Source organism: Brevibacillus sp. JNUCC-41 (genome assembly GCF_014844095.1).
GTDB lineage: Bacteria > Bacillota > Bacilli > Bacillales > DSM-1321 > Peribacillus > Peribacillus aracenensis.
Map to the genome: position 1 here is coordinate 1,292,721 of NZ_CP062163.1, position 15,439 is coordinate 1,308,159.

Annotated in this window: 10 protein-coding genes; 5 read left to right on the forward strand and 5 right to left on the reverse strand. The window is 41.5% G+C overall.

Features of this window, described 5'->3' with window-relative positions:
- The first annotated feature begins 255 nt into the window (after positions 1 to 255).
- On the forward strand, positions 256 to 582 hold the full coding sequence (locus tag JNUCC41_RS06475; RefSeq protein WP_228467555.1) for a hypothetical protein: 327 nt from the start codon (positions 256 to 258) through the stop codon (positions 580 to 582).
- A 437-nt stretch (positions 583 to 1,019) separates the two neighbouring features.
- Here JNUCC41_RS06475 and JNUCC41_RS06480 read toward each other — a convergent pair whose 3' ends face one another.
- The 3 genes from JNUCC41_RS06480 to katA form a co-directional block, all read right to left on the reverse strand.
- A complete protein-coding gene (locus JNUCC41_RS06480) occupies positions 1,020 to 2,213 on the reverse strand; it encodes a M14 family metallopeptidase (RefSeq protein ID WP_192206874.1) in 1,194 nt (397 codons plus the stop codon).
- 79 nt (positions 2,214 to 2,292) lie between these two features.
- Positions 2,293 to 3,828 carry a glycosyltransferase family 2 protein gene (locus JNUCC41_RS06485; protein WP_192206875.1) on the reverse strand — a complete coding sequence of 512 codons (1,536 nt, stop codon included), beginning with the start codon at positions 3,826 to 3,828 and terminating at the stop codon, positions 2,293 to 2,295.
- Between the two features lie 202 nt (positions 3,829 to 4,030).
- Entirely contained in the window at positions 4,031 to 5,485 is a 1,455-nt protein-coding gene (katA, locus tag JNUCC41_RS06490) for a catalase KatA (protein WP_192206876.1), read from the reverse strand.
- Positions 5,486 to 6,097: 612 nt separating this feature from the next.
- Here katA and JNUCC41_RS06495 point away from each other — a divergent pair.
- The 3 genes from JNUCC41_RS06495 (at position 6,098) to JNUCC41_RS06505 (ending at position 9,867) form a co-directional block, all read left to right on the forward strand.
- Positions 6,098 to 6,988: a TetR/AcrR family transcriptional regulator gene (locus JNUCC41_RS06495; RefSeq protein ID WP_192206877.1), complete on the forward strand. Its 891-nt coding sequence runs from the start codon at positions 6,098 to 6,100 to the stop codon at positions 6,986 to 6,988.
- Between the two features lie 436 nt (positions 6,989 to 7,424).
- A complete protein-coding gene (locus JNUCC41_RS06500) occupies positions 7,425 to 7,772 on the forward strand; it encodes a phage holin family protein (RefSeq protein WP_192206878.1) in 348 nt (115 codons plus the stop codon).
- 727 nt (positions 7,773 to 8,499) lie between these two features.
- Positions 8,500 to 9,867, forward strand: coding sequence for an amino acid permease (locus JNUCC41_RS06505; protein WP_192206879.1), 1,368 nt, complete (start codon positions 8,500 to 8,502; stop codon positions 9,865 to 9,867).
- Between the two features lie 47 nt (positions 9,868 to 9,914).
- Here the strand turns inward: JNUCC41_RS06505 and JNUCC41_RS06510 are convergent, their stop codons facing one another.
- Entirely contained in the window at positions 9,915 to 10,778 is an 864-nt protein-coding gene (locus tag JNUCC41_RS06510) for a DUF4349 domain-containing protein (RefSeq protein WP_192206880.1), read from the reverse strand.
- Between the two features lie 142 nt (positions 10,779 to 10,920).
- Here JNUCC41_RS06510 and JNUCC41_RS06515 point away from each other — a divergent pair, with 142 nt between their 5' ends.
- Positions 10,921 to 11,379, forward strand: a complete 459-nt coding sequence (locus JNUCC41_RS06515) for a TspO/MBR family protein (RefSeq protein WP_192206881.1) — start codon at positions 10,921 to 10,923, stop codon at positions 11,377 to 11,379.
- Between the two features lie 66 nt (positions 11,380 to 11,445).
- On the opposite strand, the gene JNUCC41_RS06520 is transcribed toward JNUCC41_RS06515, so the two are convergent.
- Entirely contained in the window at positions 11,446 to 15,264 is a 3,819-nt protein-coding gene (locus tag JNUCC41_RS06520) for a bifunctional 2',3'-cyclic-nucleotide 2'-phosphodiesterase/3'-nucleotidase (protein ID WP_228467556.1), read from the reverse strand.
- Positions 15,265 to 15,439: the final 175 nt, after the last annotated feature.

Sequence of the window (15,439 nt, forward strand, 5' to 3'; positions counted from 1 at the left end):
TCCGTATCCTCAAAATCATTATATACGAACTATAAATGAATAAACATAAATATTTATTCGTATTTCCATTTAAATTGCACCTAAAATATAAAACAAACGTATTTCATTTAAGTTTTTTAAATACACACTTGACAAATAAGAATAATAAGTTTTATGCTAAATTAAAAAATATAAGCTGACCAGTTCACTGGAGGCTCCCTATTCAACATGAGTAGGGAGCCTTTTCGTTTTTATCAATAAGGGAGGAAATATACGATGCAAAAGAAATTGGTAAGGCCCATTTTCCCTATTTTGAATGAGGAGAAAAATGACCGCCTTGGCGACATGAAGTACATCAATCTGCCTGACAGATTATTCTTCGAATGGTGCCGGCAACAATATGCCCTGAATAGAGGAGTTTACAATGCAATCGATAATTGGTTCTATCAATATGGCATTGACCATATACTTTACCGAAGGATCAACCTTTTAGCCTTTTTGGAGTTTGCTGCTCCCCCGGCACAAGAAGCTGGAAATACAAAGTTCATTAAATTTGGCAGTGGCGGACTGACAAAAAAGCTGCAGGAGTTCATTGCAGATTAACTTGAATCTTATAGTCCCCTTATCAGTAATACGCCCATTCTCCTCTTACTGATAAGGGACACATATGCGAATGTCGAAATTTGCATTACGATTATTTTTGAAAATGTAAGCGCTTTCTATTATAATGAAATTAGGTTGGATGGCATGCGTGGCCGTCACAGTATCTGGCGTAGGTGGGGCCAATACTAGCGTTAAGGAAGTTAAACTTCTTACCGTAAAACGAATAGAATTCCTTTTGTAAGGGCTGCAATATTACTGGGACATGGAGAATGTCCGTTAATTTCAGACTAAAAGTGTGTCAATCATGCAATCGATAAGTAAAGCATGACTTTACTTATTTTTTGCAGCAGCCCTCACCGTTGCAAGTCTAATAGTTTATAAGACTAAAAAGCTCTTCCCCATGGTAACGGAGTTGAGCTTTTTCATTTGGACAAAATTCACATATATAATCCTGCCAAGAAAATCCCAAGCGACTTCTGATAAATCTCATCGAACTGTGATATAGGGAGGGGATTCGTTCCTTTGCCCAGCTCCACGGTAAACCCCGGCCTGCGCCAATCCTGAATGAACCAATCCTTATACCCTGCGTAACTATTGGCGGATTTAACAGGCTCATATCCACTGACCCTCGCAAACTCATTGACTATCGTTTCCGACTCAGGCGGTTCCAAACCTTCAAACCCCCAATAAATGACCTCTCCTTGGGTATGGAATGCAAGGACTTTGCCAAAATCACGTTTTCTTGTCAACTCTGACATTGCAATGGCTTCTGGCTGTGTAAGCGGCCCTTCACCGGAATAATTTGCCGGACCTGGCTCCGTTACATTATTGCGTTCTTTTTCCAGTTCCCATTTGGCGGGAAATTGATCATTCAGATCCACCCCGTTAATATTTGCTTTCCAGCTTGAGAAGTCTTCGCTTCCATTATTCCATTCCACGAGTCGTCGTCTCAATGACTCATCTGCAGGCGGGCCTTTAAGAACCAACTCCACTCCGTCCGGATTCACCATTGGGACGATCGACAGCATCGTCTGTTGATAAAAGGGAAACAGGGATAGACCTCGGATGTCAGCCTGATTCGTGATTGCAAGTAAATAATCATTTAAAAAGGTCATGATCACAGGCGTCGTTATCCACTCATTCGCATGAAAGGAACCATTATAGTGAACTCGTTTGTTACCATTTCCAATCTGCACTTCAGGGATATCCCTTTTAAGCACAGAGTCACCGATCGGGGAGGTTTTAATAAATGGATAGATAGTTTTCAAACGTCTTACATCGGTCATCATCTTCTCATAATCATATTCCCTGTTACCCTGAATTAGTCTCCACGTAATTCTTAATGGCACAGAAATTGTCTGACCAACTTGCAGGGCATTCGGGTTGAGATTGGGATTAACCAAAAATAGCGCATCCAATGTAAGATGACGTGACCTGGCAATTGCCCATAACGAATCACCTTGTTTAATATTATAACTGGTCGTCGTAAAGCCAGGAATTTTGATTTGTTGGCCAATCATAAGTGCAAGTGGATCAATCCCACTATTGGAATCAATAATAAGTTGGTAATTCACCTTGAATAATTGGCTATAATACCACAAGGAATCATTTTGCCGCACAAAAACGTCCATACTGCACCTCCTCTTAACCAAATGTATGCTGATTCGATTTAATTATTGCCAACGCAACGCACCCTCACCAATAGAAAAGTCACTCCTCAAAACGAACCAAATTGGGGGCATCATCCAGAATGCTTACATATTGCTCACTAATTCCATATGTCCCCTCAGGGTCTAATTCCTGATATCTTTTGAATTTCGCCATCCGATCTTCTTCTTTGACCCAGCCCAGATGCTTTAAGCGAATGTCGGATAACTTGTGAGGCAATTCAAAGACATTTTCTGCAAATCTCCCACAATGCTGCGGCCTATCGTTCCATTTGCATTCAAACCCCTCCCGATACCTGACCAGGAACGGCCGGTAATACCGGTGAGCGCACCAGTGTTCATCCTCCCTGTAATGGGTTTCATTCCAAAAGTCATATAATCGGAAGCAATATACATCCACTTCTTGATCACTTATCAGCTGCCTGACTACCTCTTTGAATCTTTTTTCAAACATTTCATCAGCGTCAAGATTTAAAATCCACTCGGGATTTGACTTCACCGTCTCCGACCATTGTTGTTTACGAAGTTCTATTTCATTGGAGAACTTGGAGACATCATTCCTGATGATACGCACCGATATCCCCTTCAATACCTCTAAACAAACCTCTGCGGAATCGTCCGTGCTTCCATCATCAATAATCACGGCTTCATCAATATAATCACGAATTTCCTCTAAAACCTTCCTTAGATAACGGTCACTTTCATTTTTGATGACCATGCTCAGCGTTAATTTGGGACGGGATGCCCCTGAAGGTGAAGCCCCCCGCTTATCCGTCCGATCAAGGAATTCCATCGCACCGTCCAAGTCCGAATCCCTGTATATATGATAAGCGGGCAAGTGGGTATCAACATACAGGGAAAACCCTAAAGCTGCCGCACGGATGCAAAAATGCCGGTCTTCACCCCAAAATGATAGATTCTCAATCATTTTAAAATTCACACCTGCTTTCAACGCTTTTTGGCTGATGAGTGTACAGGCACCCAGGCCCCCAACTTTATGAACACCAGGTGTTCTCATCTGTTGGATGTACGACTGATAACGTGTGGTGATCTCCGAGTCCGCCAACTCTTGACCGCGTGATATCTCCCATTGGGTGTATTCATCGTATAACCATACTTGGGGCCGTTCTTGGGCATCAGGCTGCCATTTTGTCCAGAAAATATTAGAGATGATATCCTTTTTGGCAGAAATAAGCTGCTTGATGGTCAAAGGGTATAGCAGGAGGTCCGAGTCGATTAGAAATAAATAATCATAGTCTTCCTTAATCGCGTGTTCGATCATCATATTTTTGAAATCAGCGACCTTCCATACTAGATTCTCATTCCAATAATGGGTAATGCCATTACACACATATACATCGCTTTGATTGGATGCCAGTATTTTTACATTGTTCCGCTCCTGACCGAAATCCTCGAGCATTTTGCTTGATCGCTCATCTTCATTGTCATCAATGAAGATAATGCCAAGCTCCAGTCCCTCCACATCCAACCTTTTAAGTGAGAGCAGGAACTTTTGTAAAATATCTGGTTTCTGGTAAATTGGACTGCCTACTAACACCCGATTCTTTTTACTAGTCATAAATTCCACCCTTTATAATTTAAGTAACTGGCCCCCAATTAATCTGACAGCCTGACTTCCTTACAAACATTTATAACTATATATTCTTACCGAACTTGTCGGGTGCCACTTATATAACGGAGCCCTCCATAAACAAAACAAAACAGGCACCCATTCATGAATGGATGCCTGATTTCATTTAATAGATTGAGAGTCCCATATTTTACGCTTCTTGCGGTACGGGCAAACCTAAACCTTCGGCTATGCGGGTTCCGTATTCTGGATCGGCTTTGTAAAAATGACCGATTTGACGAAGCTTGATTTCTTCCAATTCGACAGGTTTCATTGCGCCCACGATTGTGTCAACAAGACGAGTTTTCTCTTCGGCACTTAATAGACGGTATAAGTCACCTGCTTGAGTGTAGTGATCATCACTATTATGACCGACTTGTGCAGCCTGCCCAGTCACCTCGAAAGGAGTCACTTTATTTTCCGTTGATTCGGCAGGGCCTCCAAAACTATTTGGCTCATAATAAACAGATCCCTTGCCATTGTCATCAGCACGCATGAAGCCATCACGCTGATAGTTATTCGCTTCCACTTTCGGACGGTTAACCGGAAGCTGGTTGTGATTCGAGCCCACACGGTAACGGTGTGCATCTCCATATGCGAATAGACGTCCTTGAAGCATCTTGTCTGGGGAAGCTTCAATTCCCGGTACGAATGTTCCTGGTGAGAACGTGGCTTGCTCTACTTCAGCAAAGTAGTTTTCAGGATTTCTGTTCAATACCATACGGCCAAGCTCGATCAACGGATAATCTTTTTGAGACCATACCTTCGTCACATCAAATGGATCGAAACGGTATGTATCCGCATCTTCCAGAGGCATGATCTGAACATATAATTTCCATGCAGGGAAGTCCCCTTTTTCAATCGCATTGAAAAGATCTTCCGTATGGTAATCAGGGTTTTCACCTGCTAGTTTTGCAGCTAGATCCACATCAAGGTTTTTGATGCCCTGTTCTGTTTTGAAGTGGTATTTCACCCAAACGCCTTGTCCTTCAGCATTCACCCATTTAAATGTGTGGCTTCCGAAACCATGTGTATGACGAAGTGTAGCAGGAATGCCCCGGTCGGACATCAGGATTGTCACTTGGTGCAAAGATTCTGGTGAATGTGACCAGAAATCCCAAACAGCCGTAGGGTTTTTCAAATGTGTTCTAGGATCTCTTTTTTGTGTATGAATGAAATCAGGGAATTTAATCGCATCGCGAATAAAGAATACAGGCGTATTATTACCGACGATATCGTAGTTTCCTTCTTCCGTGTAGAATTTAACAGCAAATCCACGCGGGTCACGGACTGTATCAGCAGAACCCAATTCACCTGCAACTGTGGAGAAACGGATAAAAAGATCTGTCTTTTTGCCCACACCATTGAAAAGTTTAGCTTTCGTGTACTGAGAAAGGTCGTTCGTTACTTCGAAAGTTCCGAATGCACCGGCACCCTTCGCATGAACTACACGTTCAGGCACACGTTCACGGTTGAAGTGGGCTAGTTTTTCCAATAAATGTACATCTTGAATGAGTACCGGGCCGCGTTCTCCGGCAGTAATCGAGTTTTGATTATCTCCAACTGGCGCTCCCCAGCTTGTAGTAAGGTTTTTCTTATTCGACATAATTGAACCACCTTTTCATTAATATTTATGTATATAATGATAAAGCTTCTCAGAAAAAAATCAATACTTATTTATAATAATTTTAATATAATAATCAATTCATTTGTTTTCCGTTGATAAAACGACTTCAACTTTTACCATAATACGGATAACTGGAAATGTATAAACATTGATATAACAACTTATCGACATTTTATAATTCCTAATAATGGTATACGACCCTTATACCCAAAATTCCTTCATGATACGTGATTTTATCATTTCTCCTACCAATGGGGTAGTAATCGAGAATGACCACGAATATTCATGGATACTTTGCGCTACTTACCTATTTCCTTCTATTTATCTTATAACAAACCGAAGTGATTACCTGTGACTTTGTTCACTTCATCAAGCTTTATTTACATGACGGATAGAAGGAGGCAGAAACTTAATGTTTCATTGCTTTTGTGAACCTCAACTACAGCAGGACTCTTCATAATCGGACTGAAATAAAAATGCCTTCCCCCTTATTTCACTGGAGAAATTGTAAACATACTGGTTTGTGTTCGTATAGAAAATAAGATACTATTACGTTAAAATGACCGTCCAATAAGAGTAAGGGTGATATATATGAATGAGCGCAAACAACTGGTAGTTAAATATGCACACCAATTATTTATTGAAAAGGGTTATCAAGCCACTTCCATTCAGGATATTTTAGATTATAGCGGCATTTCAAAAGGAACATTTTATAACTATTTTTCTTCTAAAAGCGAATTGCTTAAGGCAGTCTTCCTGACTTCGCAAGAAAAATTCGAAAAAGAGCGGAATGAATTGCTGATTGGGCAAAACCTTGCAGATATTGAAATATTCATCAAACAATCCGAATTACAAATGCACTCCAACAAAAACAATAAAATCTTTTTCTTATATGAAGAAGTAATGATTTCAAATGATTCAGAACTTAAGAACTTCATAACACATGCTAAATTCCAGCATATCCATTGGCTATCCAAACGGTTTCTGGACATTTTCGGTGCTGATAAAAAACCTTATATTTTGGACTGTGCCATTCTCTACTCGGGGATGATGCATCAAACGGTTCATTTTAATGCCTTGGCTAAAGAGCCCGATTTCAACCCTACTGAAATTATCCGTTATTGTGTAGATAGGATTAAATCGATTTTCGAAGATGTCAGCTCGTCAAAAGCACAGCTTTTGGAACCCGATCTCATCAAGCAATGGCTGCCTGAGTGCTTCCATACACAGCAGGATTTTCATACAGCACTCCTGCACTCTGCCAATGGCCTAAAAAAGATGATCTTGAGGCTATGCCAAGATGATGAAGCGGAACGTGTCAAAAACTTAAAATTGATTCACTTTATCCAAGAGGAATTATTACAAAACGCTGAACCGCGAATCTTTCTCATCGAAAGTGCCCTGCTTTCCTTAAACACCAACCCGAAATTGAAAAACACATTGGAATTAAGTGAATTCGAAAAGATCATTGCCCACAACTAAATAGAACCTAATGGGTGCATTTTGCAGACAAATGGTGGTTCTTCGGCGGAAAGGGATAGGTTTCTGAAATCAACTGGACCTTTTTAAATGAAAAGAATGTAGACGAACGGTGTTTTTAAAACAAGACTTGCTTACACTTCAGGGTTTACTTTTTATATCGGATGAAACCTGAAGAAATTTCGACACCCCTGCCGAATAACTGACTAGCCGAGACCCCACAGGCGCTTGCTTTGATGAGGCTTGGCAGACAGTCGGCGGAAAGGGAGCGGGTTTCTGAAATCTACTGGACCCCTTTTTAGTAAAAAGGTCAATGTCGACTCTGGGGAAATACATAGCTTTCCTCTTTTTTTTGTGACAATTCTGCAAACACATCACTGAAATTCATGAAATTTTAGTATAATGACTTGTAGTAAAGTGCCTTCAGGAGGAGTTATTCATGAACATAATAATGCGTTTTCTTATCAACGGGCTGGTATTGCTCGTTATTGACTGGCTTCTCGACTCCATCACGATTAAATCTTACGGAACAGCCTTGCTGGCGGTTTTTATATTATCGATCATGAACTTGCTGGTTAGACCCATTCTCCTGCTTATCACATTGCCAATCACCATCCTGACGTTCGGGTTGTTTTCTTTCATTATCAATGCCTTCACATTTCAAATCACTTCCTATGCAGTCAGTGGCTTTGTAATACATTCTTTTTGGGGAGCTTTAATTGGATCATTGTTATTGAGTTTCATTCAAAGTCTTCTTATAAAACAGAGTAAAAAAAACCGTCAGTAGCATGCTGTTGGTTAAAACTGTAGACAAACTCGACTTCACCGAGTTTGTCTACAGTTTTTTTAGGAACTACATACTGAAACAGTAAATTGAATTTCTGACGGTTTTTCGTATCATTTTCATTTCCATACCAGCCTTCGATATTTCCCGGGCTATTCCCCTGAATTCCGCTAAGCCTCACTGGCCGTTTTCTCTCATTTTCGACAATGTTTTTTCCATAAATCTACATAAAAAAATCGACTTCTCTGGAAATCCGTATCAATCGATTCATGGAATGGCATCTTACCGGAGTGGTATGAACAGAGTCCTGTAGATGCCTTCGGGCGTAACCGAAATGAGGTCATTTAAAATCAGTATCAGCATAATCGCTACCCTTTGTAGATCATCCTGAATGGGCTTCAGCCATCTGGCTTTTGTGGAACGAACATGCATTTCTTTATTTTGGGGCCATCTTTTTTACTTGATAAAGTCTAAATTTTTAGAAAAATCACATAATTATATTTTGTTTGAATAGCATTCTAATAGTTTTGAATGATTATAAATACGATGAAAATTGTTTGGATCGCCTTGTAGTAAGCGTTTTCATTTTTTACTTTACATTCTTCCTATTAAAATATATTATTTAGTTGTAATATTATGTGAAAAATCAATAAATTATATGTATTCACCTCTACTAGTGATAAAATGCTAGATAGAGAAAATAAACTCCAACATAGAAAAGGGGAAAATTATGCAAAACTCCAAAGAATCTCAACTACATAGAGGTTTGGAAGAAAGACATATCGCATTAATGTCTCTTGGCGCAGCCATTGGAGTCGGTTTATTTCTTGGCTCGGCATCTGCGATAAAATTAGCCGGCCCAGCCATCATCATTTCCTACGCCATTGGCGGGCTTATGATTTATCTTATCATGCGTGCACTAGGGGAAATGGCGATTAAAAATCCTGTCGCAGGCTCTTTCAGTCGTTATGCTAGCGAATTTGTCGGTCCTCTTGCCGGATATATAACCGGATGGAATTACTGGTTCGTTTGGATTGCCACCTGTATGGCTGAAATTACGGCAGTCGGAATTTATATGCAATTTTGGTTCCCTGATACACCGCAATGGGCTTGGGCGTTAGCCGCTCTTGCCATCATGACGACGATTAACTTTCTTGCCGTAAAAGCATATGGTGAATTGGAGTTTTGGTTCGCCTTAGTGAAAATCATTACTATCATACTTATGATCGTCCTTGGCTTCGGAATGATCATTTTCGGACTTGGGAACGGCGGAATCGCGGTCGGATTCGGCAACCTTGTTGAACATGGAGGGTTTTTACCTAATGGGATCTCCGGTTTCATCCTCTCTTTCCAAATGGTCATGTTCGCCTATTTGGGAATTGAAATGCTTGGAGTAACCGCAGGTGAAGTTAAAAATCCTGAAAAATCTTTAAAAAGAGCCATCGATACGGTTTTTTATCGGATTTTACTTTTTTACGTTTTAGCTCTGACAGTCATTTTATCGATCACCCCATGGGATGAAATGAATGGAGAAAACAGCCCATTCGTTATGATGTTTGATAAAATCGGTATACCAGGCGCAGCAGGAATCATTCAGTTTGTCGTACTGACAGCAGCCCTTTCATCTTGTAACAGCGGGATCTTCAGTACAGGAAGAATGTTATTCAACCTAGCGCAGCAAGGTGAATCACCAAAAAGTTTCGAACGTACTACAAAGTCAGGCGTTCCTGGCGTTGCCATCATCGTTTCGGCTGTCGTGCTTCTTTTCGGTGTTTACCTTAACTACATGGAAGCCGATAAAGTTTTCACTTACGTCACAAGTGTCGCCACATTCGGTGCCCTCTGGACATGGGGAACCATACTTGTCACACAGATCATGTCCAGACGGAAAATGAGTCAGGGAGAAAAGCAAGGCTTGTCTTACAAAATGCCGCTTTTCCCATTCACTTCTTATTTCACTTTGGCCTTTTTAGTATTCGTAATGGTAGTACTCGGCTTTTCAGCAGATACAAGAATCGCTCTAATCGTTGGTCCGATTTGGATCTTACTGTTGGTAGCCCTGTATTATGTGACTGGCTTGCATAAACGGAATAAATAAATGTCAGAGGGTGCCCAATCTAATTGGCACCCTCTTATTTCTGCCTTTCACCTATTACCCCTTCTTTTGATCACCCAATAAGCCACCGCACCAGCTCCGCCTAAAATAATGAGGATAGGCAAGTTTCCTATTATGAAAACAATGATTCCTGAACCCGCTTTAAGTAATAGATTCGCACTTGTTGCAAGTTGTTTCTTCGTCCTCTCCCATGTATTCAATTCCTTATTATCAATGCCAGGCACAACTATCCGGTCCTGTGATAACGTGATGGTAACAGTCGAATATGAGGTTTGGTTTTCAAGATACTTCATTTGCCCGGTCAGCTGTTCTATTTCTTCTTGCACCACGGCAAGATCGGATGATATTTTCAGTAAATCTTCCGTCTTCTCAGCATCCTTCATGAATGCAAGTAATCTTTCCTCTACTGCCCTCTTTGATTTCAATCTTGCTTTTAGATCTACATATTGCTCCGTTACATCCTGTCCTGTCACATTCCTTCCGACCACTTCTGAAGCCTCGCCCTCGCTATCGGTCAGAAAATCCTGAAAATGGGATTCAGGGACCCGTACAGTGATCGTTCCTTCCACCAGTTCTTCATCTTCCCTGTATACATTGGACTCGACCACATATCCGCCATATTCAGCCACCTTATTCTCAATCTTCATTTGTGCTTTTTCAAGATTCTTCACCTTCAACTCAAGCTGTGCTTGATGGATGACCTTTCTTTCATCCGTCATCCCTTCCTTTTCCGATGCTTCTTCCTGCACCTTATTCCCGGAAATTGAAGCGTCCATTTTACTGTCCGCCGTTTCATCCTGTGCCTTAGATGCCGAATCATCTTTTTCATTACTGCTGCATCCAGCAAGTAAAAGTAACAAACAGAACATAAGCATCATTGTTTTACGGTTCATCGGTATTCCCCCTTTTCTTAATAGTACCGACGTATAATTTGGAAGAAAGTTACACTTGGTCCTTGAAGAACATGTTTTATTTTCATATGAATAGGTAAAGGTATAAGAACATCCAAATTATGAAGAAAGAAGTGGATTCATTATGAACTACGGAAAATTTGCTAAAAGTTTATTGGTACCTGTGGTCGGAGGTTCACTCGTGGGTATATTCGCCACAAGAAATTCAAAAGAAATTTATGATAAACTCAAGAAGCCTGCATTTGCTCCTCCTTCCTGGACTTTCCCCGTTGCTTGGACAAGCCTTTATACGATTATGGGAATAGCGAAATATCGCATTGCATCCAAAGAAAAGGAATCGAAGTCCGCTGAACGCCTCTACGATACTCAACTAGGGTTAAATTTCTTATGGTCTTTTTTATTCTTCAAATGGGGATTGCGCGGAACGGCCTTTATTGAAATGGCTGCACTTCTGACCCTGATTACTTTAACGGCATTCGAGTTTTATAGAATAGACCGTGCATCCGGTTTAGCGATGATTCCCTATATAGCATGGGTCACCTTCGCATTGGGATTGAACTTTTCCATTTTCAGAAACAATTAACCACTTAAAGAAGCGCCCCTTCTATTAAGGGGCGCTCACTTTTAGAGTTTCACGAGTAAGCCTCTATTAATTATTGATATTCGTAATTCTGCCTTCGATTTCTGCCGTGATCTTCCCGCCTTTAAAGGTTTCTTTCACATAGTTAACGAATGCTTCCAGGTCAGCATGTCCAAACACACGCTCTTTTCCTTTCAGGACGGTATAGTTATCACCGCCGCTAGCCATGAAATCATTGACGGCCACCGTGTATGTTTCGGTATCATTGATCGGCGTTCCGTCCGATTTCTTCAATAAGGTGACACGTTCCGTGACAGGTTTACTGAAGTCGGCTGTATAGCTCAGTCCAGAAATTTGCAAAGTTTTCGGAGCTCCATCGACGACCCATTGCTGTTGAAGCAGTGTTTTCACTTCTGCTCCAGTCAGTTCCAGCTTTACCAATACGTTTCCGAATGGCTGGATTTTCGCTAAATCGGAAAAAGTGACTTTCCCCTTTGGAATATCTGCACGAATTCCACCTGGGTTCATGAAGGCAAAATCGGAATTCAAATCTGCCTTCATCGAATCGGCGATTAAATTCCCAAGGCCCGTTTCCTGTGTATAGGCGTTGGTTCTTAAAATTTTCTCATCCGTTGTCCCAAGCGGGGCTTTCAACTCGGGGAACATGTCTAAATAGTCGTTAATGAATTTAGTCGTCACGGCATCCGGTGTGATGCCATCTTGTGTAACCGTAACAATTTCAGCTGACTTTTTGACAATATCCTTTGTGCTTGGATCGATTTCCAAATCCACATCTTCAAAAGCCGTTCCATAAGAGTAAGCTTGTACAATCAATTTATTATCCACATAATTGTTGACCCTAGCATGATTATCTCCGGCTAAGATCACATCTACTTCATCATCCACGGCATTAGCAAGATCAGCCACTTCCCCTGTGATGACCCCTTCCTTTTCCGTGCCTGGGTCATGTGAGATGACCACAATCGATTTGACGCCTTTATCTTTCAACTCTTTAACCGCCTTATTTACGGCAGGTGCCTGTTCTATGAATTCCACATTCTTAATGCCATCCGGACTTACTTTTTGAGGAGTGGCATTCGTGACTACACCGATGAACCCAATATCAACCCCGCCGACCTTTTTTATCACGTAAGGATCCAAAATTGGTTTCTTCGTGTCTTTATATACCACATTGGCTACTACATATGGAAAGTTCAATTTATCGAATACTACATCGGATGTTGGTGACTTTCCGCCATTGATTTGAGCCATCAGGGTTTCTACCCCTTTGTCGAATTCATGATTCCCGACAGTTCCGACATCGAATTTCATATTATTCAAAAACTGAAGCGTCGGTTTGTCCTGGATCAAAGAAGAAACGGGAGCACTTGCCCCAACAGCATCCCCTGCCGATAATAATAGTGTATTTTCAGGGTTTTCAGCTTTACGCTGCTTCAAGTGCGCAGCTAAATAATCAGCACGCCCTTGTTTGATACCGCCAAAATCGGAGGTGGTATCAAGCTGGCCGTGAAGATCATTGATCCCGAGCAGCTGCACCTTGACGTTTTCTTTCCCCAAATTGAATTTGTAAATGCCAAATCCTTTATCATCCTTTTTGCCTGTATAGGAAATCGCGCTGTCTTCTTTTAAATATTCCGCACCTTTTGGTGATGAGGTGAAGGTAACGTTCACCTTACCTGAAATCGGGGCGATCGACCAATTATTATCGGCGGTTGGATTGATCTCCCCCTCTTGTGTGATGTAATCCATCAAGATCTGGCGATTTTCATCCGCAGAGTCAACTACATATTCGCTGCCCTTGACTCCCGGGAAGTTCCCCCCGCCCGAAGCACGGTAATTATTCGTCACGACGATGAAGTCTTGATTCGGATCCACTGGTTCACCATTATATTTCAAATCTGCTATCCTGCTGGAATCCGACACTTTCATCCCTTTTTCATCATAGCGCGGAGCCTTGGTGACATCGATTTGGTACGTGACGCCGTCAATCACATCAAAATTATAAACGGCAAATTTCCCATTAAGAAGCTCTTGTTCCTCAGACTTGGCAGGATCGATTGTGTTATATTTCCCTGCAGACATCTCAAGCCACTCTTTAACCACGGACCCTTTGACCTTGATTGCCTTCAAGGTATTATCGTATAAATATAAATCACCGGCGCTGCGAATGGTCAGTCCGCCTTCCTTGATTTCGGTGAATTCCTCGACTCCATTGCGACCCGCTTTGAAAGGAGCCCCTACAGAGAGAATGGGCAGGTCTTTGTATTCTGGGCGGTTGCTTTGGATGTATTTCTCTACATACCATTTCTGTGCGCTCGTCACGACCTGTACGGAAGGATCGTCTTGCACAAGGGAGAAATAGCTATGAATTGGAGCTGTAGTCGTTCCGATTGGCGTGTTAACATACTTGATCGTTCCTTCGTGATCCTTCTTCACAGCCTTGACGACAGACGCATCTTCAGCTGCCTTTTTTCCTGTTATTTTGTCGTTGATTGCCCGTGTCGATGATTCGGAATTGACGACTTTCCATTTCCCCTTGATATTTTGGATATCAAGATCGATGATCCCGAGATTACTGCCGCCATATCCTGCTTGAACGGCTGGTACACCATTGATGGTACCCTTTTTATTATCCACACCTTTAAGGATTTTTCCTTGGGCATCCTTGAATAGGCTGTCTAAAGAAGCCTCATCTTGTGCCGGAAAGACCTTGTGCGTATGGGAGAACGTGATGGCATCGATGCCGGATACCTTGCTTAATGAATAGATGACATCCTCGGTATTTTTGGTGTCGCCATTAAACCCGGAATGTGTGAGCGCCACGATGACATCCGCGCCCTTTTTCTTCATTTCAGGTACATATTTATTCGCTGTCGTGACGATTTCCTTTGTAGTGACCTTGCCGTCAAGATTCGCTTTATCCCAATCCATGATTTGTGGAGGGGCGAATCCAATGTAGCCTATTTTCACTGATTTTTCTTTTCCATTGATGTCCTTCACTTTCTTCGTGACGATTTTATATGGAGTATATTTATTTTTATCATTCTTTGGATTATTGTCTTTATCTTTTTTATAAACATTGGCATTGATGTAAGGGAAGTTTGCATCGTTGATGGCCTCGTCCAAATAAGATAAGCCATAATTGAATTCATGATTGCCGAATGTGGCCACATCATAGTCAAGTAAGTTCATCGCCTTATAGACGGGGTGGACTTCACCTTTTTTCAGTGGCGCTATTTTCGCTTTGTACGTACCTAGCGGGGTCCCTTGAATAAGGTCGCCGTTATCCACTAAAACGCTATTTTTCACTTCTTTTCGTGCCTGTTTGATTAAAGAAGCCGTGCGCGAAAAGCCGACCGAGTCCGATACGGCATCCTTATAATAATCATAGCTCACCAGATTAGTGTGTATATCCGTCGTTTCCATGATCCTTAGTTCAAATGGCGCATCCGATACGGAGGCTGCCAAGCTGTTGCCGAAGTTACTAGTATTGCCGTTATACTTGGAGACAACCGATACTTTGACCCAATAACCCGATTTGTACGAATTGAAGTACGCGGAGAACTTTTGGGCTGATTTAATATCCGCCTCAATGGCTGACTGTGAAATGACTTTCGTCCCATTCATCAATTGGAAGACAACGGTTTCATTTCCTTTATTCCCTTTCTTCGGTGTGACCGTTACAGTCGCCTTTGTCCCTTTTGTGTAATTAACAGTTGGAGCTGTAATGATAAATGGTTCAGTCGTGACCGGTTTCTTATTAGACTCTTTGGCGGATGTCTCCCCCGGTACGGTAAATGGAGCTGCAACCAAACTCACAGCAAGAATCGGGGCGAGCATCTTATTAACATGCATCTTGAACGACATACTTCACAACCCTTCTATTTTTGTAAAATGCTAGAATAATATATCATGATTTTGTCGAATAAGCGTTAAAATTTACCGTAATATTACGAATTTTGAATAAATCATACTTTTTAACCATTCCCATTCAGAGTCCATAGCTCGTTATACCTTCAATCATGTATATGTCATCATAGAA

Bases quoted from the DNA above. Each gene is read 5' to 3' on its own strand.
- JNUCC41_RS06475 (WP_228467555.1), top strand. From the start codon at position 256: ATGCAAAAGAAATTGGTAAGGCCCATTTTCCCTATTTTGAATGAGGAG.
- JNUCC41_RS06480 (WP_192206874.1), bottom strand. From the start codon at position 2,213: ATGGACGTTTTTGTGCGGCAAAATGATTCCTTGTGGTATTATAGCCAA.
- JNUCC41_RS06485 (WP_192206875.1), bottom strand. From the start codon at position 3,828: ATGACTAGTAAAAAGAATCGGGTGTTAGTAGGCAGTCCAATTTACCAG.
- katA (WP_192206876.1), bottom strand. From the start codon at position 5,485: ATGTCGAATAAGAAAAACCTTACTACAAGCTGGGGAGCGCCAGTTGGA.
- JNUCC41_RS06495 (WP_192206877.1), top strand. From the start codon at position 6,098: ATGAATGAGCGCAAACAACTGGTAGTTAAATATGCACACCAATTATTT.
- JNUCC41_RS06500 (WP_192206878.1), top strand. From the start codon at position 7,425: ATGAACATAATAATGCGTTTTCTTATCAACGGGCTGGTATTGCTCGTT.
- JNUCC41_RS06505 (WP_192206879.1), top strand. From the start codon at position 8,500: ATGCAAAACTCCAAAGAATCTCAACTACATAGAGGTTTGGAAGAAAGA.
- JNUCC41_RS06510 (WP_192206880.1), bottom strand. From the start codon at position 10,778: ATGAACCGTAAAACAATGATGCTTATGTTCTGTTTGTTACTTTTACTT.
- JNUCC41_RS06515 (WP_192206881.1), top strand. From the start codon at position 10,921: ATGAACTACGGAAAATTTGCTAAAAGTTTATTGGTACCTGTGGTCGGA.
- JNUCC41_RS06520 (WP_228467556.1), bottom strand. From the start codon at position 15,264: ATGTCGTTCAAGATGCATGTTAATAAGATGCTCGCCCCGATTCTTGCT.